Source organism: Salinispirillum marinum (genome assembly GCF_042650105.1).
GTDB lineage: Bacteria > Pseudomonadota > Gammaproteobacteria > Pseudomonadales > Natronospirillaceae > Salinispirillum > Salinispirillum marinum.
This window is the reverse complement of record NZ_JBHSAL010000001.1, coordinates 978,364-999,204: the sequence shown is the minus strand read 5'-3', so window position 1 is coordinate 999,204 and position 20,841 is coordinate 978,364. Positions and strand designations below refer to the sequence as shown.

Genomic DNA, 20,841 nt, shown 5'->3' with positions numbered 1-20,841 from the left:
AATCATGACCACACGATTAAACAACGATTTTCAGTTTTTGGATGTAGGCCGTAAAGACCCGGCGAAGCGTCGCTTGAGCACGCGGAAAACCGAATTTGTCGAAATTTACGACCCTTATTCGGCCAGTGAAGTGCAACAGCAGTCGCACCGCTGCCTCGATTGCGGAAACCCCTATTGCGAATGGAAATGTCCGGTGCATAACCACATTCCACGATGGTTGGAATTGGCGGCGCGTGGCAACATCATGGCGGCGGTGGAATTGAGCCACATGACGAACTCACTGCCCGAAGTCTGTGGTCGTGTGTGTCCACAAGACCGTTTATGCGAAGGTGCCTGTACTCTGAACGACGGCTTTGGTGCGGTCACCATCGGTTCAACCGAGAAATACATCACCGATACCGCCTTTGCCATGGGCTGGAAGCCGGATATGTCCCGTGTTGAATGGACCGACAAAAAAGTCGCGGTCATTGGCGCAGGTCCAGCCGGTTTAGGTTGTGCAGATGTATTGGTGCGTAATGGTGTGAAACCGGTCGTGTTCGACAAATACCCCGAAATCGGTGGCTTATTGACCTTTGGTATTCCCGAATTTAAGTTGGAAAAAAGTGTCATGACCCGCCGCCGTGAGATCTTCACGGAAATGGGCATCGAATTCCGCCTGAACACCAATGTCGGCACCGATGTCACCATTGAAGAACTGCTGCGTGATTACGACGCTGTTTTCATGGGCATGGGTACGTACAACTACATGAAAGGCGGGTTTCCCGGAGAAGATTTACCGGGAGTGCATGAAGCCCTGCCCTTCTTGGTCGCCAATGTGAACCGTTGCTTGGGTTTTGAAAAAGACCCCGCCGATTACATCGACATGAAAGGCAAGAAAGTCGTCATTCTGGGCGGTGGCGACACCGCGATGGACTGCAACCGTACGTCGATTCGCCAGGGTGCAAAAAGCGTCACCTGTGCTTACCGCCGTGATGAAGAAAACATGCCCGGTTCCCGCAAAGAAGTAAAAAATGCGCGTGAAGAAGGCGTTAAGTTCCTGTTCAATCGCCAGCCGGTGGAAATTGTCGGTAACGGTAAAGTAGAAGGCGTTAAAGTCGTCACCACGACACTGGGCGAACCCGATGAACGTGGTCGTCGCTCGCCGGTGGTAGTTGAAGGTTCAGAGGAAATTCTGCCCGCAGACGCTGTCATTGTTGCCTTTGGATTCCGCCCCAGCCCGGCTGCGTGGTTGCCGGAGCAAGAGGTTTCGCTGGATAAGGGTGATCGTGTGGTGGCAGCAGAAGAGCAAACTTATGCCTTCCAAACCAGTAATCCGAAAATCTTTGCCGGTGGCGACATGGTGCGTGGCTCAGACCTTGTGGTGACCGCCATTTACGAAGGCCGCAAAGCTGCCGAAGGTATTTTGGATTATTTAGAGGTTTAACACGCGCGACATTACGGGGCTCACCTATCCATTGTGCACAGCGAAATGATAGGTGGGTCACGATTTCAAACATTTACTGTTTCAGTACACCCCTAAGTTACCTTAGACTGTTCGAAGACGAATAAATCGAACAACACCAAGGATTCGCCTAGGAGGCAAAGAAATGGTAAGTCTATTATTAAGATGGTTGGCGTTACTGTCTGTATCGTTAATTTTGGTCGGTTGCAATGAAGTGCCTGTAGATGCCTCCAACAGCGACAGTGATAGCAGTTCCAATACTGACACTGACTCCGACGATGACAGCACCGACGACGATGATTCCGATGACGACACGACAGCTACTCTGCCTGCCGGCGCCGGATTTATCGAAATTCTTCCCCCCAGCCCGACCTCGATCGCCTTGCAAGGATATGCTACCAGTGGTTTAGCCGATTTTTCTAAAGTGGCTGTCCGGGTGCTCGATTTCAGTGGTGAGCCGGTAGCCAATCATACGGTGAATTTCGAGCTTACCAATGCGGTAGGTGGGGCTGAATTATCTTGGGCTTCGCAGGCTACTAATGCTTCTGGAGAAGCACACACATGGTTAAGTGCCGGGAGTGTACCCGGAGTGACGCAAGTTGAATTCCGCATGAACATCATTGGCGCAACGGGAACGCTGTTGGAAACGAACCGCCATGTTGCCACCAGTCAGCCGATCAACATGAGTACGGCAGTACCGGTAACGGATGGTATTAGCTTGTCAACGAATGTGTTTAACCCGGAAGGTTACAATTATGACGGTGTACCCGTTACGATCACCGCCCACCTCGGTGACATGCACCGCAACCCTGTGGCAGATGGCACCTTGGTAAATTTCATTACCAATACGGGAATGATCGTTGGATCTTGCCCAACAACCAATGGTACTTGCAACGCCGTATGGCGCTCTGCAGCGCCCAGATTTACCGACGGGCGTATCCATATTCTAGCCCGTACGGAGGGCAATGACGCCTTTGTGGATACGAACGGAAACAGCCGTTTTGATGTGGGTGAAACCTATACCCCTCAAGGTGAGCCCTTTGTGGATGCTAATGGTAGCGACTCTCATACAGCGGGTGAATTTTTTTGGGATCGTGACAATAACAACAGCTATACGGCGGCGAATCCTGCGGCTGTTTATAAGGGCTATGGGTGCAGTGATGCGGCTGTAACAGCGGGTCACTGCGCAGAGCGGGCGGATGTATTTGATAGCATCACTTTGGTGAACAGTGGGTCAATCATTACCTTAAATCCGGTGCCGACGGCAATATCGGGTTCACAAACGGTTACCTATACGATGGTGGATCAAAATGGCAATGTACCGCCGGTGGGCAGTACCTTAGCTATAAGTTGTGAAGGGGACGTGGAAACAACTTTGTTTAACCAGACTGTGCCTGGTAATCCCGGCAACTTATTTTCTGGTTGGCAAGTAGGAGTCACCTATGCTGTTGATGGTACGGCAACCTGTGCCATCACCGTAAAATCGCCGAACGGTGCCGGTGCTGGCAATCGTTATTTTGTGAGTGTAACGCCCTAACGTTCGTTGTGATAAAAAAAGCAGCCCTTGGGCTGCTTTTTTGTACCTAGCGAAAAGCTACACGCGGAACAGGTCGTGTTCAATACCAGCGGCGTTGAACAGATAATCGCGGCTGGCTTCGAGTTGCTGGCCGAGGTGTTTGATGTCCACATCCACCAACTGACCGGCCCATTTACGGATTTGGCCCGCGACCATCACGGTATCTACGTTGTTGCGTTCCATCAGTGTCACCACGGCGCCGGGCACGTGGTTCAACGGATGAACGTTGATGGCAGTGGCATCCAGCATGATCAGGTCGGCTTCTTTGCCGGGGGTCAATGTGCCCACTTTATGATCCAGCTTTAGGCCTCTTGCGCCTTCAACGGTCGCAAACCGAATGCAGTCGCGCGAGGTCAGCAAGGCGGGCAGGTCGGTTTCACCGGCCAGCGCCTGCTCATTGATGAACGCGCGTTGCAGTGTGAGGGTGGCGCGCATTTGGGTGAAGAAATCGGCTGTCATGGTGCATTCAACGTCGGTTGATAAGGATGGTTGTAGGCCCAAATCCAAGCATTTCTGAATCGGTGGCATACCGTGGCGCATGGTCATCTCGATAGGCACGGATAATGACACGTGTGCACCCGCATCCGCGGCACGTTGCCACGCCATATCACTCATGCCGGTCATGTGGATGAAGATGTTGTCTGAACCAAATTGTCCGGCTTCCGCCAGTTGGTCAAACGTGGATTGCATACCAAAGGTGCCGACCACATGCAGTGCAATGGGCAAACCCAGTTCACGGCCGATGCGCCAGGCTTCTTCATAGCCAGGCAGATAGATTTCACCGCCCATCACCATGGTCATCAATTGGTCATCTGACGAAAAATATTGATTACGTAGCCGCGCAGCATCTTGCGGATACTGGGCGCGATCGCCCCAGCCTTCAAAGTAGCCAAATACTGCCCGGCGACGCGTGTCGGCCAAGGCTGAAATGACCGCATCGGAATGTTCAGGCGAATGGTGGATCTGGCTAACATCCATCACCGTGGTCACACCGGCATCTAACTGTGCCAATCCGCCATAGAGTTCGTTGATATACACGTCTTCTGGGCGGTAAACCATTGAGAATTTTTGCAAAATGGTTTCGTAGTAATTCATGCGGCTGTGCGGTTGACCGTCGTTGATCAAAATACCGTCAGCCAACACACTGCGTAATGCGGTTTCAAATTGGTGGTGGTGCGTATCGATGAAGCCGGGCATCACAATTTTGCCTTTGGCATCGATCACGATGGCATCCCCGGCGTTAATGGAAGGAGCAATGGCTACGATTTTATTGCCTTCCAACATCACGTCACCGACGGCAAAGTCACCGACACTGTCATCCATGGTCAAAACATGGCCGCCTTTGATCAAGGTTCGCTGACCGGGTCGACCCACCCCTTCTGGCCGAGCACTGGTCGCAGGCGCTGCCGTGCGTGCGTGGCTGGCGGCTTGCGCTGAACTGCCCATTAATGGCATGGCAGCCATTGCACCGCCGGCGGCGGCCAGTTTTAGAAAATCCCGACGTCCTTCTTCTTTTTGTGTCCGTCGTGCTTCACATAATCTGCACATGATTTCACCTCGTTATTGTTGTTGTGCTCGCAGTGCGGGCGTCATAGCAAACGGCAAGCGGTGTCGAAAGACAGGCGCGCACCGCGGGGTCTTAATTTTTCATCGTCGCCATAGCCGAGGTTGCAAATGAAATTGCTGCGCAGGTGGCGGTCTTGTTCACCAAAGAAAATATGATCAACCTGATCGTTGTCGAACCCGGAAATGGGACCGCAATCCAATCCCAAAGCCCGCGCTGCCAGAATGAAATAACCGCCCTGCAGGGAGCTGTTGCGGAACGCGGTTTCCTCCCGATAGGGTTCATTGCCCACAAACAGCGCTTTGGCATTGATGTGCGGATAGAGGTCGGGCAGTTGGTCGTGGAAACGACGGTCATACGCCAGAATAGCCGTGACCGGAGCGCCTTCCACCTTGCGTACATTGCCTTCGTCCAACGCCGGTAATAGCCGGGCCTTGGCTTCCGGGGTGCGTAAAAAATAGACACGCAGCGGGTTACTGTTGACGCTGGTGGGTGCCATGCGCGCCAAGTCGTACAGGCGTACCAACAGTGCATCGTCCACGGCTTTGTCCTGCCAGTAGTGGTAGGTTCGAGCGGCAAGAAACAATTGGTTAAGTACGCTGTCGGGCAAAATAGGTTTGTCCATGCTGTCAGGCTCCGGGATCAGTAGCGATGTGCTAGGTAAGTGGACAATGCTGGGAAGGCAGCCAAGATCACCAACACCACCAACATGGTGAAGAAGAAGGGCATGACGCCTTTAAATATTTCACCAACGGGTACTGACTTGTCGTTCAGGCTGGCTTTTACGGTGTACACCGAAATGCCGAACGGCGGGGTGACCAAGCCAATTTCAACCGCGACCACCGTCAACACACCGAACCAGATCAAGTCCATGCCAAAGAACTGGGCAATCGGTAAAACGATGGGCAGCACGATGAGCATGATGGATACCGAATCGATGATGCAGCCCATCAAGATGATCACCACCAGATAGATGAACAGGAACTGGTAGAGGCTCAAATCCATGGAGGTGACCCACTCGGCAATGTTCATCGGCAGTCCGGTCAGCGCCAGCATGCGGCTGTATAGAGATGCAGCCAGAATCAGGAACAGGATCGACACCGCCACATGGCCGGTCTCACCCAGCACCTGATAAAACGAACGCCATGACAACCGACGCTTGACCAACGCCAGAACGAGGGCACCAAAGGCTCCGACACCACCAGCCTCGGTTGGGGTGAAAAAGCCGCTGTACAAGCCGCCGAGTACCAGCGTCATCAAGACCAGAATAGGAATCAGCTTAACCAGCAGGTCGCGTTTGCGTTCCGGCACGCCGGCGTCGAATGATGCGAAGTCAGGGGCGTTTTCCAGCGTCATAAAACGCGGCATGAACTTGGCAATGAACAAAATGGCTACACTGAACGACAGCGCCAGTAGAATGCCCGGTATGATGCCTGCAATGAACATACGCCCCACCGATTGCTCGGCCAGCACACCGTACACAATCATCAACAAGGACGGTGGTATCAACATGCCCAATACCGAACTACCCGCTACCACGCCGACCGCAAATTTCGGCGTATAGCCGTGCCGACGCATCTCGGGTACGGCCACCTTGGTGAACACGGCAGCCGACGCGACACTGACGCCGGTGATGGAAGCAAACACGCCGTTGGCACCAACAGTGGCAATGCCTAAGCCGCCTTTGATTTTGCGCAGTAAGCGTTGGAATACGTCGAACGTATCGCGCCCGACACCGGACACCACCACCAGTAAGCCCATTAACACAAACAACGGTACAACGCCGTATAAATAGCTGCTTAAAGAATCATTAGCCGCGGCAGATACCATGCGCGTTGCCAACCCGGCATTGCGCAACTCGGCAATGGCCACGAACGATACCAGCATTAACGCGATGCTGATGTGCATGCCAATGTAGATCAGAATCAACATGGCAACGACGGCAATAATGCCTATTTCAATGCCGGTCATGCTGCATCCTCCAATTCAGGGGAATGATGAGGGTGTGCGGCCTGACCGGTCCACGCCCAATACAGGTATTGTCCGGCTAAGAGCAAGAACTGAGAAACCGTCACCAACGCGCAGGTGAGGACAACGATACGTATTGGCCACACGGGTAAGGTGAAAACGCCCTCAATACCCATGAATTGATTGCGCTCCCAAGCGCGCACAAAAACAGGCCAGGTACCCTTGTAGACCAGCCACATAACCCACGCACCCGCTAGGTGAAACAGGGCGTTCAATACATTACCCGCGCGGGGGTGACGGCGACTGAAACCGCCAATGAAGATATCGGCTTGAGCTAACCGACCATGCCGCAGGGCGCTGGCCAATTGCAGAAATACGATCATCACAATGGAGGCCGACACCATTTCGGCAACACCATTGATGGGGGCATTAAACGCATTGCGCGAAAACACGTCCGCACAGATTAACGCCATAATGATGAAGATAAGTAAGGAACCCAGGGCATTCAGGCCATCCAGCACATGCCCGTAAAGGCTTTTGTGCTCGGCATCGCCCATGACCCACCGCTTTATATTTGTTGTCATGATTGCGTACTCCTGAAGTGACCGAAAAAACACCAAGGTGGCTGGGGGGCGAAACCCCCAGCCATTAGGGTTAGGTTCTATTGGTCCCAAGCACGCTCAGGTTCAAAGCCACGTTCACGCATGGCGTTCATGTAAACACTCAACAGTTCGCCCGCAGGCTCACCACGTTCTTCGTTGCGCTCAACCCATTGGTCGGCCAGATTAGGCATGTTGTCGATCCAGCGCTGACGCTCGGCGGCGGTCAAATCAATGACCGTAACGGGCGTACGTTGCTCCGCACCTAATTCCACCATGGCGTCAATGGACGACTGGTAGCGTTCCGCCAGATCACGACCGTGTGCCAAGGTGTATTCCTGACCGGCTTGAACGAAGGCTTCTTGTACAAACTCAGGCAGGTCTTCGAAGGTATAACGGTTCATTGCAATGCCACCCGAGAACACCACACCCAAGTTTACGCGGGTGATGTAGGGTGCAACTTCATAAATACGAGCGGGCAGGTTACCGGTGGCTAAACCCACCACGCCTTCAGATACCCCGGTTTGAATATCGGTGTAGTAGCTTGCCAAGGTGCCATCCACCGGTACGGCGCCCACAGGGTTCAACCAAACACCCAACACGCCCGGTGCCGAAATGCGGCGACCACGCAGATCATCAATGCTGTTGACCGGGAAGTTGGTGTAGATGTCGTAGGTGTCTGACCCGGTCAGGCCCAAGAGCACCAGATCATGGCGATCCCATTCGTCTTTGAACTCGGGCACGTTGAACATCAAATCGTTCATCACATCCAGAATCAGCTCGGGGTCACTGGTGGTGAACGGCGTATAGGCGCTGATTTGTGCCAACGGCATGCGTGAAGGTTCCAGGTAGCTAAACACCCAGCCCATATCCGCGATGCCATCTTGTACGGAGGTCAGCGTGGCGTTTACGCCATACAGTTGTCCGGCATAGGCTTCCGTCCAGTCGATTTCATAACGGCCATCTTCGGCCAGAATGCGATCAACGGCAGGTATCAGCACATTAGGAATCATGCCAACCCATGGAATGGTGGTGGGGTGACTGGAGCCGACGGTGATCGGGATGACTTCCTGTGCACTGGCCATGGGCGCGACACCCGCGATTAAGGCGGTGGACGCCACCAGCGTGGCGATCAGGTTTTTGGCTTTTTGGTTTGGTTTTAACGTTTTCATAAGCGTTCTCTCTTTTGTTGTCTTTGTTGGCGAACTGTCTTAAGCGTTGATGGGTGAACTGGGTAACCGTGACTCGCCGGGTGACAAGTCAAAGGTCAGGTCGAGCGTGCAATACTCGCCCGTCACATCGGCGTCCGGTGCGTTTCCGTCGTAGTGCATGGGGAACGGAATGGCGAGGTCCTTACTGGTGACGCCGAACACGCAGTCAGATTCCACGAACAGATCATCTTCCGGGAAAATCTGTGTCACTAACGTGTTGTGTTCAGCGGCGGATACCGTGAAATGCAGGTGGGCGGCCCGGAATGGGTGCCGACTTTGCGCTTCTAACATACGGCCGACTAAGCCGTGCGTTGGAATGGGGTAGCTGGCCGGACGGATGGAGCGGAAATGGAAGCTGCCGTCCGCCTCGGTACGGAACTTACCGCGCAGGTTGTTGGCTGGTTGGCTGGGGTCTTGATTGTCGTAGAGGCCCTCTGGCGAGGCATGCCAAACTTCAACCAAGGCATTCGCCAGTGGCGTGCCATCTTTACTCACCACCTTACCGCGCACAAACAGCGGGATGTCGGTGGGCTTGGGTTCGTCGCGGGCTATGTTAAACCCGTTGGGGTATTCGGGATCTTTGCGGGTGTAGAACGGCCCCAGCAATGCAGGGGAAATTTGTTCTACATCGCGGTCTTGATTCAGGATCATCACCAAGGTAGAGAAGCCTAAAGCATCCGACATCACCATGGTTTCGTTGTGCTTGTCTTTGGTCAGGTGACCCAATTCGGTGACGGCGTTGATCGCCATCATGAATTCTTCTTCGGTCAGTTTTACTTCACGGCCGAAGGCGTGCAGATGTTTCACCAGCGCCTGTAAGATTTCACGCAAACGCGGGTTTTCAGTGCGTCCCATGGCTTTCAACACGATCTCGGTAATGTCGTGTGGGGTGCTGGGGATGCCGTGGTTGAAAATATCTTCTTTCTTGGGTAGCTCAAACATGGTTCTACTCCACTCAATGTTATTGTTGTCTGTGGCCTGTTGTTCAGCTCGCTTTGCGTTGGGCTAACTCCGCAATGATTTCGGCGCGGTGTTCATCCAAAGTCGGCGGGGCTTGCACCGACAGGGCGCGTTCACCATCGTAGGTTACGGGGCTACGAATGGTTCGGAAGGCCCCCATGGTGGGATGCTCCGTTGCAATTTCGAGTTGTAGGTGTTTGGCTTGCGGGTCGTCGAGCACTTCATAAGCGTCGTACATGGGTGCGTGCGGCACATCCTCTGCCAACAAACGTTCCAGCCATTCCTGCAACGGACGCTTGCTGAAGATGCCCTTAAGCACGTCGATCATGTCGTCTTGATGATTGATACGGCCTTCGCGGGTTGAAAAGCGTGGGTCTTGCAGCAGTTCAGGGAACTCCATGGCGTTCGCCAAGCCTTGCCAGAATTTTTCCGGCGAGGACATGTGCAACGCGACCCATTTGCCATCCGCACATTCCATCACGTAAGACTGCGATACCTGCGGACGGCTGTACGGCCCCATGATTTCGCCTTCGGAGAAGTAGTGCGTGAACGCATCGAGGTTGAAATGGCTCATGGCCTCCAACATGGATACTTCCACCGTACGCCCTTTGCCGGTACGCGCACGCTCCAACAGGGCACCCAAAATGCCGTAGGCGGCGTAGAAACCCGACAACGAATCCGCCATGGCAGGGCCGACCACCCGTGGGTTTTTCGGATTGATCAGCAATTTCAGGAAACCGCTGACTGCTTGTGCGACGGTGTCGTAACTGGGCCGTTGCGCGTAAGGGCCGGTGGTGCCAAAGCCACTGATGGCGCAATAAACCAACCGTGGGTTCAAGGCCCGTAACCGCTCTTCGCCAGCACCTAAACGGTCTGCCGCGCCGGGCCGGAAGTTTTGGATGTACACATCGGCGTTGCGAATGAGATCGTCAAAGATCGCCAAATCGTCCGGCTGTTTGGTGTTCAGCGCGATGCTGCGTTTGTTGCGGTTGTAAGTCTGATAATGCGGGCTGTACAACCCGCCTTTAAACGTACGAAAGGGATCGCCGCTACCGGGCATCTCCACCTTAATTACATTGGCCCCCAAATCGGCCAACAACATACCCGCTGCCGGGCCGGTGATGAAGGTGCCTTGTTCTATGACCGTAATGCCTTCGAGAACCTTTGCCATGATGGTCGCCTTTTCTTGTTATGCCGTTGCTGTGAGTTCGCTTGTGCCGTTAACCGGTAAATTCGACCGCTTGGCTGGCGTGGTAAGACAACGCAAAACCTGCGGGTTGCGTGGTTTCTTCGTTCAAATGCGCAATCAAGCTTGCTGTGCGCGCTAGAATTGGAATACCGCGCAGCGCCGTGACCGGGAAGTCGGTACCCAACAACACAGCGGGAATAGCGGCGGATACGTTGAGGTTCAGCTCTTTACCGACGATGCCGGGGATTGCTGCCTCGATGGCTTCGGCGATCTCGACATAACGCAAGCTGGCGCCCGCTTCACGAGCCACGTTGAACAGCGCGTCAACACGCGGGTCGCGCTCTTTATGCAGAGGGTGGCCGTAACCCGGAATCGGCAGGCGGGCGGCACGCATTTCCGTGACGGTGGCTTTGACCACAACGTCCAGTGCTTCGCCCGCGTCTACCCGTTGGGCAATGCGATGGAACAGTTCACCGGCATTTTGAGAGGCACCTAGAATTACCGGGCCACAACCAAGAATACCGGCAGCCACGGCGCCTTGTAGCGCGTCGGGCGCGGCGGCGTAAGTCATACGCGCTGCTTGAATGCTGGGGACGAAACCGTGCTCGGCTATGGATACGAGGGTTGCATCCAGTACCTTGCGCGTGGTGTCATTGGGCGCTTGCCCGGTGAGCAACAAATAAAAATAGTCGGTGAAGCTGGTGTTCGGAATCAGCTCGGAACACAGGTCCTTGCCCCGCACTGTGATGGTGTCGGCTGTAGACGTGCAGATCGCGCTTTTGGGTGTAACTTCGCGCCCGATTTTCATTGTTATTATCTCCCGTCGAATTTACTAGAAATCGTATTGAGTCATGTTGAACTCATGAAAAGTACAATAAGTGACCAAACATCATTTATGAAATGATAAATTTAGATAAAAACAATCGACACCATCGATGGTTTTGGCTACGTTGGGGCCAGATGATCACGGGAAGCGTTCTATGGAATTAAGACACTTACGTTACTTTGTGGCCTTGGCGGAGGTGCTGAACTTCACCCGGGCGGCGGAGCGGGTGCATGTTACCCAAAGCACGTTATCGCACCAGATTCGCCAATTGGAAGACGAATTGGGCATCGTACTGTTTGAACGCGTGGGTAAACGGGTGTTGTTAACCGAAGCCGGTAGCGTGTTTTTAGAACAGATAACGCCCGCCTTGACGCAAGTGGACGACGCGGTAAACGCCTTACACCAAGTACCTGAGCAACTGCGAGGGGAATTGCGCATGGCGGCCACGCACAGCTTCAACGTCCAATTAATACCGGCGTGTCTTGCTATGTTTATGGAGCGTTATCCGGCGGTTAAGGTAGTGGTCGAGGAGTTGTCCGGGGAGGATATCGCGCACCGTTTAGAGCAAGGTGAGTTGGACCTTGGTATTTCCTATCGACCTGCCATTCCGCGTGGGCTCTGGTTTGAACCCCTCTATAACGAAGAGATGAAGCTGGTGCTGGCGAAGTCTCATCCCTTGGCACAACGACGTCGGGTGCGTATGGTGGAGCTGAATGGTTTGCCGATGGTGTTACTGACGCCGAATTTTTCGACCCGACAATTGCTGGAAGAGTGCTTTCATGCGGCTCATTCGCAACCCGTGGTAGTGGCGGAAATGAACGCCATTTCGCCCATGCTCGAGTTGGTTCGGCGGACCCATGTGTGTGGCATTGTATCGAGTAACGCCCTCGTGGGTGAGGAGGATCTGGTAGCGTTGCCATTGGAAGATCCGACACCCATTCGAACACCCGGACTGCTGTGGAACCGTAAACTGGACCGGCCGACGGCCACGCGCTACATGGCGGCGATCATTCGCCAATTGGTGAAGGAGCACAATACGGATTGATTGCGCAGAACGCTGTCGGTTGGGTATTGGAGTTGACCCTACAATACCCGCTATAATGCGCGACCAACAGACTGCCAGCCACGACACAATAACAACATCACTATTACGGCACACATAACGGCACAGCGGAGAGCAACATGAAAGAGTATCGAATCGGGATAGACTTGGGTGGAACCAAAATTGAAGCCATTGTGCTGAGCAGCGACAGTTCAGAGCATTTTCGTAAGCGTGTTCCCACCCCACAGCACGACTATCAGGCGACATTGGACGCCGTAGTGGGTTTGGTGGCCGATGCCGAAGCTGCGCTTGAGGTCAACAATATCCCGGTTGGTATTGGTATTCCCGGTACGGTATCACGCAAAACCGGTCATGTTAAAAACGCGAATGCCGTATGGTTGAATGGCCAGCCGATGCAAAAGGATCTGTCCGAACGCTTGCAGCGAGATGTGAAATTGACCAATGATGCCAATTGCTTAGCGGTGTCGGAAGCGACCGATGGTGCAGGCAGTGGTTATGAAATTGTGTTCGCAGCGATATTGGGTACCGGTTGTGGGGCAGGTATTACCGTAAAAGGCTTGCCTCTGGTAGGACCGAACGGTGTGGCGGGTGAATGGGGGCACAATCCGTTGCCCTGGAGCACTGATCATGAACTGCAACGTCGGCCCTGCTATTGCGGCAAAATGGGGTGTAACGAGACCTTCTTGTCGGGCACCGGTTTGGTAAAGTCTTATGAAATGGCTACGGGTGAGAAACTGACCGGTGCTGAAATTGCCCAACGCGCTGCGGCGGGCCAAGCCGCCGCGGTACGGGTAGTCGATGACTATGTTGATCAGTTAGCGCGTGGTTTGTCCAACATTGTGAATGCGCTCGATCCCGATGTGATTGTGCTGGGCGGTGGCGCTTCCAATATTGCCGAAATTTACCAGCGTGTCCCTAAATTGTTGCCCAAGTATGTGATTGGTGGCGAATGCGATACGCCCATTGTGCAAGCCAAACACGGTGATTCCAGTGGCGTACGCGGCGCGGCATGGTTAAATCCACTCTAAGGTGAGCACGCGCTGACCGATTCCTCACCGCGCCGGACTGTTTGTGCCCGGCGCGTTGTTGGTCAGTCAAAACGGCGCAACATGGTGGCCAAATCTTTAAAGGTGCGGTCGAGTGCATCGGTGCGCTGCCCGCTTTCGGTGATCTTTGCCGTTGTACGTGTACTGATCTCATCGATGTTGCCCGCTTGGCTGGTAATACCACCAGACACCTGAGTTTGTTCTTCTGTAGCGACCGCAATTTGTTGGCTGATGGCGGAAATGTCTTCTAGTGCACCACCAATTTGCTGAAACACCTGCTCCACCTGTTCCGAGTGCGCCACATTTTCGTCCACACGCGTTTGACTGGCGCGCATCGCCGTAACCGCCGACTGCGAACCACTCACCAAGCGATCAATAATGGACCGGATATTGGCCGTTGAGTTTTGTGTACGGCTGGCCAGCGCCCGTACTTCGTCCGCCACCACCGCAAAGCCGCGCCCTTGTTCGCCCGCCCGAGCAGCTTCTATCGCTGCATTCAACGCCAGCAGGTTGGTCTGTTCAGCGATGCCTTGAATCTCGGTCAGGGTTTTGGTCACGGCTTGGCAGTCGTCGGCGACGCTCTCGATGGTTTTTCCAGTCTCTGTGAGCACCTGAGAGAGTGCTTGAATACCCGTACGCTGTTGTTGAACCGTGTCTTGCCCGGCTTTTTGTGCCGCCTGGGTGTCGCTCACCAAGCCAGCTGAGCGTTGGGTTTGTTGTGCAACTTCCACAAAGGAGGCGTTCATGTCATCCATGGCAACGCGAATCTGCCGAATGGCGTCCCGGCTTTGTTGGCTGAGAGCCATCACATCCTGACTGTTGTGGGTAAGGTGGTCGAGGTTTTCATGCGCGGCGTTGTAGGCATGATTGGCTTCCTGAATGGCCTTCTCCAGAGATTCAAGCACCCAATTTAATTGCCCTAAAATAGGGTTGCCGGTGTCGTTCGCCCGAACTTTTAAGTCGATGGTATTTTCATCGTCGCCCAACATGGTCGTGGTCACCACCACCAGTTCCCGAGAGGCATTGAGCATACGGCGAGATAACCGCATCATCACCAGCAATATCCCAGTTTCTAAGACCACATACAGCGCATGCATGCCGACAATGGTCCAACTGTGCATGCCATCAGGAAATAAATATACCGGGAATCCGGCGTGCTGCATCAGGTGCAGCACGACATGCAATACCGCCGCAGCAACCGCGCCCCAGAGTAACGGGCGATATTCCATGTAGACAAATAATATCGCCAGCACCACGAAATAGCCGAAGTGCGCCTCAATCATGCCCTGTAATTGATGCACATGCAGCGACACCATCAACATAAAAACTACTGCGATAATGGCGGTCGTCCAGCGCTCATGCTGCAGAACTTTAATGGCCCACAGATTGATTCCCGTCAGAACGCCACCAACAACCAATGCCAACAACCAAGTGTTGTGCACTGGCGCATAAAGAAACGACAGCAACCAAATGCCGAAGGTGATTTTCAACATGATATCGTCCACATGAGAACGATAATTTAGGACAAACTGAATAAGTTTGCTGCGGTGGGCTACGGTCATGGTTTGTGCTCGAAAAGACGGGGAAAGATTGAAAAAGTATATGTCAGGACTTGAAACAGGTATAGAACAAAAGAAGTCACTGGCTGTTCGTACCAGTGACTTCTTTTACGAGTATTAACGCATAGAATGGTGCTCTACATGAGCCCACAACCGCGCAATACAATATCGGTGAGCTGGTCGGCAACGCGTTGTTGTTCGTCAGCATCCAAGGGCTGCGGAACCAACTGTTCCACTTGCGCGCTGAAGTCGGCATAGAACTGGGTACTCCCCCAGATCAGGAACATTAGATGCAGAGGATCCACCGGAAGCATCTTGCCTTGCGCAATCCATTGTTCAATGACGGTGGTTCGGCCGGCGACCCAATCTTTCAACGGTTGACCCAATTGTTCGGTCAAATTGGGGGCGCCGTGAATGATTTCACTGGCAAAAATACGCGATGCCATCGGGTGCGTAAACGAGTACCGGACTTTGGCGTGTATGTAGTTTGACAGGGCTTCGGCAGGATCGTCTTCTACCGAAATATGGTCGAACGCGGAATTCCACAAAGTAAGAATGTTTTCCAACAAAGCCAAATAAAGGCCCTGCTTGGACTTAAAATAATAAAGTACATTCGCTTTGGGCAGGCCAGCGCGTTCCGCTATGTTCTGCAAAGACGCGCCGCGAAAACCATGATTAACAAATTCATGCGCGGCGGCGGCAAGAATTTTTTCCGTGTTCTCCTGACGTATGCGCCCAACGTTGGACGGCTGCGTGATGGGTATTGGCTGATCGACATTCATGGATGAGTGGTCCGTGTAGTGGTTTTAGTCTTTCTTAATTTTTTAGTTATGCAAATAAATTACCTGCACGGACCATGTTATACCAGAAAAACTGTGCTCAATCAGTGATCAGTTTCTTACTTCAGGGCGATTATTAACCACACCTACTCACCTTGCAGTTTGCGCAGCTGTTGCAAAAGTGCCTTTGGCAGTTGATGTATGATCAGCGTTTCGCTGGAAGCATCAAACTCAACGCCCTTGCCCAATGAGCCGCTGGCAAAGCTGATGGATACATCTTTGCTTTTCCCGCTTAACCGCACGTATTGACGCAGTTGTTTGCGGTCTGGAATCAGCTCGTCGCGTGGCACGCTCTGGTTCTGTTGCAAATAATCGTCGAACAGCGTTGGTGCAGCCTCGCTGACATGCGCCGACAGCTCCTTATAGACCACAGGTTCGCCCGCTTTATCCTGTTCGACACAGAATTCTATGACTTTCTCTTTGGTGGCCGTGCTTTCTTCATCGGGTAACTGAGCGCAAAACGTATCCACCAATTGAAGAAATTCGCTGGTTTCGGCTTGCTTGTCCACCGTGTCGGTAAAACCCAACCAGTCGAGTAGCGGTTTTTGCACCGTCCGCTCACCGCGCCCCAGACTGACGGTTAGATACTTGCTGGCGTCGTCAGCCCAGTCGGTGAGATCCAGGCAGGCAATAAAGCCGGTATGACTGAAATCCAGATAGGTGGCGTCTACAATGTCCAGTTGTGTGCTCAGCGCGAAGGCTTCGGTCTCGTGCAGTAGGGCGACGAATAAACGCTCGCTTTGTTCCAGGGTTTCCAGCAAAAACACCAGATGGCCGTCGAGAGCTTCATTGTGCTGGTCCAGTTGCAGTCCTAACTGCTCGGTAGCGCGGCGGGTAAAACCGGTAAACGGGATTTGTTCGCTGCGCCACTGTTGCACCAGACCGCGCAGCCCGCTTTGTTCCGGGTCAAAACGGCCGTATTGCTTGCCAGCGCGCGCAGCTTGGACACGTTTTATCTCATTCACCAGCGTCTGTCCATGCGGCTCAACCGGACATTCCTCCGGGCGGGCGTTGATTTGCGTGGCCGTTTGACCATCTGCTTGGGTGAGCTGGTGGATGATGAATTGTTGCACGGGCATGGCTATGCGTTCCCTTCAGGGTGAACAAAGGCGGTATGGTAGCAGTGTTAACCGACCAATTGCAGTTCTCTACTGGTCGGCCGAGGGATGCTATCCACGGGAGTCGATAGAGCGGTGGGCAGTACTCTCGGTGGCAGGATACCCTAACCGTTGTTAAAGCCCGCTCGCATAGACTTCGGGGTTAGAAATTCGCGGGTGTCGTTGCGGAGACCACGACACAGGGTTCGCCATAAGGGTTGCGGAAACGGTGCGGCCGCGTGGAATCAAAGTAGTAGCCGTCGCCGGGGTTCAGTTCGTACACGTCGCCATCGACGGTGAGTTCTAACTTGCCTTCAACTACCATGCCGGACTCTTCGCCCTGATGTTCGTACATATCCTCGCCGGTATCCGCGCCGGGTGCATAGGTCTCTTTCAGAAATGCGATGGCGCGTTGCCCATAGGCTTTGCCAACGAGCTGGTACTTCACACCTTCACCGACGGACAAATCCATCATTTCTTCATCGCGGTAAACGACTTGCGGCATGTCGTTGTCGCCTTCGGTACTGAAGAATTCGACCAATGACATGGGAATGCCTGACAGCACTTTTTTCAGCGAACTGACGCTGGGGCTAACACTGCTTTTTTCGATCATCGAAATGGTACTGTTTGTCACGCCCGCTCGCTTGGCGAGTTCGCGTTGTGATAAACCAAACTGTTTCCGAATCTGCTTAAGGCGTGGCCCTACGTCCAAATCGTCATCCTCTTTCTTTCGGTGAGTTATTGCGTAGCACAAGTACGTTGCCAGATGCCCTTTCGCCGGACGCCGTAGATACATCCATGTAGGCTCGGTTGCGACCATCCGGGTCGCAAACGCCGGCTACAGGGCACCTGGCACCGAACTTGCGCGGATCATCCAAAATACTCATGAAACTTACTTGCAACCTTTCGATCAATGTGTCAATTATATACAACACTTGAGCAGAATAATATACGAATTTCTATGTACCTGAACCCGCTGACCCATACCGATAACCTACCCGATTCCTACTACGCCGCTACACGTCATTACACCGGTGAATATCCGCAGCTCACAGGTGATGTTCGTACACAAATCTGTGTGATAGGCGGTGGATTTGGTGGCGTCAACACGGCCTTAGAGCTGGCCGAACGCGGTTTTGAGGTCGTGTTATTGGAAGGCCGTAAAATCGGCTGGGGCGCGTCGGGCCGCAATGGCGGGCAGCTCATTCGCGGCATTGGCCACGGCACCGAACAGTTCAGGAAACATATTGGTGAGCAAGGCATGGAGGCCATTGATCGCATGGGTTTTGAGGCGGTCGATATTGTGCGGGAGCGCGTCGCGAAATACGATATCCAGTGTGACTTGACGATGGGCTATTGCGACCTCGCCAATAAGCTGGAGCATCTGGAGCATTTCAAAGAAGATAAGGCGTGGCTCGACAAAATGGGCTACGCCCATCACACCGAGGTGCTCACTGCAGAGCGTATGCACGAAGTGGTCGGCTCGGATGCGTATGTGGGCGGGCTGATTGATATGGGCAGTGGGCATGTTCATCCGTTGAATTTGGTGCAGGGCGAAGCGGCGGCGGCCGCTTCCTTGGGTGTGAAAATTTTTGAACAGGCACTGGTGACCAAGGTCGTACAGGGCGAACCGAATGTGGTGCACACCGCCACTGGTAAAGTAACAGCGGATACGCTGGTGATTTGTGGCAATGCCTACGTAGAAGGTTTGGATCCTATTCTTGAGGGTAAGGTATTACCGGCGGGCAGCTACGTTATTGCCACTGAACCGCTAAGCGACGAACAAGCCAACCGAGTGTTGCCACAAAACATGGCGGTGTGTGACCAGAAAGTCGGGCTGGATTACTATCGTTTAAGTGCTGACAACCGCCTGTTATTTGGCGGAATCTGTAACTATTCAGGGCGCGACCCGAAGAATATAGAAGCTGTGTTGCGACCACATTTGGTCAAGGTATTTCCCTATTTGGCCGACGTGAAGGTCGACTACCAATGGGGCGGTATGATCGGTATAGGTGCCAACCGTATGCCACAAATTGGCCGTTTGAAACCGAATGTGTATTACGCTCAAGCCTACGCGGGGCACGGTGTGAACGCCACGCACATGGCGGCCAAACTGATGGCCGAGTCCATCAGTGCTGAATCACAGCGTATTGAAGTGTTTGAGAAAATCCCCCACATCACTTTCCCTGGCGGAAAGCTTCTGCGTTCGCCTTTGTTGGCATTGGGTATGCTGTATCATCGGCTCAAAGAAGTGATTTAGCAGGGTTCGCGCGGAGGGCCGCGCTCCTACGACCCACCATTGCGTAGGAGGCCAGCCCTCTGGCCGAAACCATAGGGCAAGCGTATCAATCCAATTTAATCCACGTCGCCTTCAACTCGGTGTACTTGTCGAACGCATGCATCGACTTATCACGGCCGTTACCGGATTGCTTGAACCCGCCAAACGGCGCGGTCATGTCGCCACCGTCATAGTGGTTTACCCACACCGAGCCAGCACGCACGCCCTTCGCCATGCGGTGCGCTTTGCCGAGATTGCCCGTCCAAATCGCTGCTGCCAAGCCATAAATGGTGTCGTTGGCGATGCGCAGTGCGTCGGCTTCATCTTTAAAGGTAATGACAGACAATACAGGGCCGAAAATTTCTTCTTGGGCGATGGTCATGTCATTGGTGATGCCTTCAAACACCGTGGGCTCAATGAAGAATCCGTCTTTCACCACCTCGGCTCGTTTGCCGCCGGCGGTAAGCCGACCACCTTCTGCTTTGCCTTTTTCAATAAAGCCCAGTACCTGATTCATCTGCTGCTCGTCTACAATGGCACCCACGTTGGTGTTGGGGTCCAATGGATTGCCGGGCCGCCAGTTACCCACATGGGCACGGACTTTAGCCATAAAGGTGTCCGCGATGGAGGCTTCCACCAGCAAGCGTGAACCAGCGGTACAGACTTCACCCATGTTATAACAAATGGCGCTGGCGGCAGCTTCAGCCGCCGCGTCCAAATCAGGAGCGTCGGCAAACACGATGTTGGGTGACTTGCCGCCCGCTTCCGTCCACACGCGCTTCATGTTGGACTCGCCCGCGTACACCATCAACTGTTTGGCGATTTTGGTTGAGCCGGTGAACACCAGCGTATCCACGTCCATGTGCAGCGCCAACGCTTTGCCGACGGTATGGCCAAAGCCCGGCAGCACATTGAATACGCCATCTGGAATACCTGCTTCGGTGGCCAATTGCGCCAAACGAATAGCAGTAAGTGGTGATTTCTCTGATGGCTTCAAAATAACCGAATTGCCGGTGGCGAGGGCTGGGCCAATTTTCCAGCTCGCCATGGTCATGGGGAAATTCCACGGTACGATGGCGGCCACCACACCGGATGGTTCGCGGGTGATCATGCCGATTTCGTTGTCTGGGGTGGGGGCCAGTTCGTCATAGATTTTGTCGATGGCTTCCGCGCACCAGCGGATACAGCGCAACGTACCGTTCACGTCAACCGTTAAGGCATCGGCAATGGGTTTGCCCATATCGAGGCATTCCAATAGGGCGAGTTCTTCCCGGTGTGCTTCAATCAAATCGGCAAAGGCTTGCATCACCCGTTTGCGTTGCGCCGGTGCCTTGCGTGACCAGTCGCCACGGTCGAGTACGGCGCGGGCTACACGGACAGTCGCGTCCGCATCGGCCTGATCGCAAGACGCCACATGGGCCAGTAATCGACTGTCGATAGGGCTGTGTTTGGCAAAGGTGTCGCCGTTCACGGCAGCACAGGACTTGCCATTGACCCACGCCTGGCCATTTGGCTGAAGTTCGGCAGCCTTGGCTTGCCAGTATTCAAAATTATGCACGTCTGCCATGGAAACCTCTCTCTTCTTGCAATAGGCTGTTCATTTTCGTCGCCACACAATAGCGCTC

The 20,841-nt window shown here is 53.7% G+C and carries 18 protein-coding genes; 5 read left to right on the top strand and 13 right to left on the bottom strand.

Translation table 11 applies throughout. The features are described from left to right. Positions 1–4: 4 nt before the first annotated feature. Positions 5–1,423 (top strand): FAD-dependent oxidoreductase, encoded by a 1,419-nt coding sequence (locus ACFOSD_RS04700; RefSeq protein ID WP_380692993.1) that lies wholly within the window; start codon positions 5–7, stop codon positions 1,421–1,423. 163 nt (positions 1,424–1,586) lie between these two features. Further along, the gene (locus ACFOSD_RS04695) at positions 1,587–2,978 is read left to right on the top strand and encodes a hypothetical protein (RefSeq protein WP_380692996.1); all 1,392 of its coding nucleotides are present in this window, start codon (positions 1,587–1,589) and stop codon (positions 2,976–2,978) included. Positions 2,979–3,035: 57 nt separating this feature from the next. On the opposite strand, the gene ACFOSD_RS04690 is transcribed toward ACFOSD_RS04695, so the two are convergent. The 8 genes from ACFOSD_RS04690 to ACFOSD_RS04655 all read right to left on the bottom strand — a co-directional run bounded on the left by ACFOSD_RS04690 (position 3,036) and on the right by ACFOSD_RS04655 (position 11,316). After that, complete coding sequence (locus ACFOSD_RS04690; protein ID WP_380692999.1) at positions 3,036–4,565, bottom strand: amidohydrolase family protein; 1,530 nt, start codon at positions 4,563–4,565, stop codon at positions 3,036–3,038. Between the two features lie 41 nt (positions 4,566–4,606). Then, positions 4,607–5,206, bottom strand: a complete 600-nt coding sequence (locus ACFOSD_RS04685) for a malonic semialdehyde reductase (protein WP_380693002.1) — start codon at positions 5,204–5,206, stop codon at positions 4,607–4,609. Between the two features lie 17 nt (positions 5,207–5,223). Next, positions 5,224–6,552 carry a TRAP transporter large permease gene (locus ACFOSD_RS04680; RefSeq protein ID WP_380693004.1) on the bottom strand — a complete coding sequence of 443 codons (1,329 nt, stop codon included), beginning with the start codon at positions 6,550–6,552 and terminating at the stop codon, positions 5,224–5,226. Continuing rightward, a complete protein-coding gene (locus tag ACFOSD_RS04675) occupies positions 6,549–7,133 on the bottom strand; it encodes a TRAP transporter small permease subunit (RefSeq protein WP_380693006.1) in 585 nt (194 codons plus the stop codon). The genes ACFOSD_RS04680 and ACFOSD_RS04675 overlap by 4 nt, the downstream gene beginning before the upstream one ends. A 77-nt stretch (positions 7,134–7,210) precedes the next feature. Continuing rightward, positions 7,211–8,320 carry a C4-dicarboxylate TRAP transporter substrate-binding protein gene (locus ACFOSD_RS04670; protein ID WP_380693008.1) on the bottom strand — a complete coding sequence of 370 codons (1,110 nt, stop codon included), beginning with the start codon at positions 8,318–8,320 and terminating at the stop codon, positions 7,211–7,213. 39 nt (positions 8,321–8,359) lie between these two features. Beyond that, complete coding sequence (locus tag ACFOSD_RS04665; RefSeq protein ID WP_380693010.1) at positions 8,360–9,301, bottom strand: dioxygenase family protein; 942 nt, start codon at positions 9,299–9,301, stop codon at positions 8,360–8,362. A 43-nt stretch (positions 9,302–9,344) separates the two neighbouring features. Then, positions 9,345–10,490: a CaiB/BaiF CoA transferase family protein gene (locus ACFOSD_RS04660; protein ID WP_380693012.1), complete on the bottom strand. Its 1,146-nt coding sequence runs from the start codon at positions 10,488–10,490 to the stop codon at positions 9,345–9,347. A 49-nt stretch (positions 10,491–10,539) separates the two neighbouring features. Next, positions 10,540–11,316 carry a citryl-CoA lyase gene (locus ACFOSD_RS04655; RefSeq protein WP_380693014.1) on the bottom strand — a complete coding sequence of 259 codons (777 nt, stop codon included), beginning with the start codon at positions 11,314–11,316 and terminating at the stop codon, positions 10,540–10,542. A gap of 172 nt (positions 11,317–11,488) precedes the next feature. Here ACFOSD_RS04655 and ACFOSD_RS04650 point away from each other — a divergent pair, with 172 nt between their 5' ends. Together ACFOSD_RS04650 and ACFOSD_RS04645 are read left to right on the top strand one after the other, a co-directional pair. Then, positions 11,489–12,379, top strand: coding sequence for a LysR substrate-binding domain-containing protein (locus ACFOSD_RS04650; protein ID WP_380693016.1), 891 nt, complete (start codon positions 11,489–11,491; stop codon positions 12,377–12,379). Between the two features lie 137 nt (positions 12,380–12,516). Then, complete coding sequence (locus ACFOSD_RS04645; RefSeq protein ID WP_380693019.1) at positions 12,517–13,425, top strand: ROK family protein; 909 nt, start codon at positions 12,517–12,519, stop codon at positions 13,423–13,425. Positions 13,426–13,487: 62 nt separating this feature from the next. Here the strand turns inward: ACFOSD_RS04645 and ACFOSD_RS04640 are convergent, their stop codons facing one another. The 4 genes from ACFOSD_RS04640 to ACFOSD_RS04625 all read right to left on the bottom strand — a co-directional run bounded on the left by ACFOSD_RS04640 (position 13,488) and on the right by ACFOSD_RS04625 (position 17,650). After that, entirely contained in the window at positions 13,488–14,936 is a 1,449-nt protein-coding gene (locus tag ACFOSD_RS04640; protein WP_380693021.1) for a methyl-accepting chemotaxis protein, read from the bottom strand. Between the two features lie 203 nt (positions 14,937–15,139). Further along, on the bottom strand, positions 15,140–15,784 hold the full coding sequence (locus ACFOSD_RS04635) for a TetR/AcrR family transcriptional regulator (protein ID WP_380693022.1): 645 nt from the start codon (positions 15,782–15,784) through the stop codon (positions 15,140–15,142). Positions 15,785–15,927: 143 nt separating this feature from the next. Next, positions 15,928–16,920, bottom strand: a complete 993-nt coding sequence (locus ACFOSD_RS04630; RefSeq protein ID WP_380693024.1) for a nucleoid-associated protein — start codon at positions 16,918–16,920, stop codon at positions 15,928–15,930. Positions 16,921–17,101: 181 nt separating this feature from the next. Then, positions 17,102–17,650, bottom strand: a complete 549-nt coding sequence (locus ACFOSD_RS04625) for a cupin domain-containing protein (RefSeq protein ID WP_380693026.1) — start codon at positions 17,648–17,650, stop codon at positions 17,102–17,104. Positions 17,651–17,899: 249 nt separating this feature from the next. On the opposite strand from ACFOSD_RS04625, the gene ACFOSD_RS04620 reads away from it, so the two are divergent. Continuing rightward, a complete protein-coding gene (locus ACFOSD_RS04620) occupies positions 17,900–19,198 on the top strand; it encodes an NAD(P)/FAD-dependent oxidoreductase (RefSeq protein ID WP_380693029.1) in 1,299 nt (432 codons plus the stop codon). A gap of 85 nt (positions 19,199–19,283) precedes the next feature. Here the strand turns inward: ACFOSD_RS04620 and ACFOSD_RS04615 are convergent, their stop codons facing one another. After that, a complete protein-coding gene (locus tag ACFOSD_RS04615; RefSeq protein WP_380693033.1) occupies positions 19,284–20,783 on the bottom strand; it encodes an aldehyde dehydrogenase in 1,500 nt (499 codons plus the stop codon). Positions 20,784–20,841: the final 58 nt, after the last annotated feature.

Coding starts and splice junctions, on each gene's coding strand:
- ACFOSD_RS04685 (WP_380693002.1), bottom strand. CDS start 5,206: ATGGACAAACCTATTTTGCCCGACAGCGTACTTAACCAATTGTTTCTT.
- ACFOSD_RS04695 (WP_380692996.1), top strand. CDS start 1,587: ATGGTAAGTCTATTATTAAGATGGTTGGCGTTACTGTCTGTATCGTTA.
- ACFOSD_RS04670 (WP_380693008.1), bottom strand. CDS start 8,320: ATGAAAACGTTAAAACCAAACCAAAAAGCCAAAAACCTGATCGCCACG.
- ACFOSD_RS04645 (WP_380693019.1), top strand. CDS start 12,517: ATGAAAGAGTATCGAATCGGGATAGACTTGGGTGGAACCAAAATTGAA.
- ACFOSD_RS04665 (WP_380693010.1), bottom strand. CDS start 9,301: ATGTTTGAGCTACCCAAGAAAGAAGATATTTTCAACCACGGCATCCCC.
- ACFOSD_RS04655 (WP_380693014.1), bottom strand. CDS start 11,316: ATGAAAATCGGGCGCGAAGTTACACCCAAAAGCGCGATCTGCACGTCT.
- ACFOSD_RS04630 (WP_380693024.1), bottom strand. CDS start 16,920: ATGCCCGTGCAACAATTCATCATCCACCAGCTCACCCAAGCAGATGGT.
- ACFOSD_RS04680 (WP_380693004.1), bottom strand. CDS start 6,552: ATGACCGGCATTGAAATAGGCATTATTGCCGTCGTTGCCATGTTGATT.
- ACFOSD_RS04620 (WP_380693029.1), top strand. CDS start 17,900: ATGTACCTGAACCCGCTGACCCATACCGATAACCTACCCGATTCCTAC.
- ACFOSD_RS04640 (WP_380693021.1), bottom strand. CDS start 14,936: ATGTTGAAAATCACCTTCGGCATTTGGTTGCTGTCGTTTCTTTATGCG.
- ACFOSD_RS04675 (WP_380693006.1), bottom strand. CDS start 7,133: ATGACAACAAATATAAAGCGGTGGGTCATGGGCGATGCCGAGCACAAA.
- ACFOSD_RS04690 (WP_380692999.1), bottom strand. CDS start 4,565: ATGTGCAGATTATGTGAAGCACGACGGACACAAAAAGAAGAAGGACGT.
- ACFOSD_RS04650 (WP_380693016.1), top strand. CDS start 11,489: ATGGAATTAAGACACTTACGTTACTTTGTGGCCTTGGCGGAGGTGCTG.
- ACFOSD_RS04635 (WP_380693022.1), bottom strand. CDS start 15,784: ATGAATGTCGATCAGCCAATACCCATCACGCAGCCGTCCAACGTTGGG.
- ACFOSD_RS04660 (WP_380693012.1), bottom strand. CDS start 10,490: ATGGCAAAGGTTCTCGAAGGCATTACGGTCATAGAACAAGGCACCTTC.
- ACFOSD_RS04615 (WP_380693033.1), bottom strand. CDS start 20,783: ATGGCAGACGTGCATAATTTTGAATACTGGCAAGCCAAGGCTGCCGAA.
- ACFOSD_RS04700 (WP_380692993.1), top strand. CDS start 5: ATGACCACACGATTAAACAACGATTTTCAGTTTTTGGATGTAGGCCGT.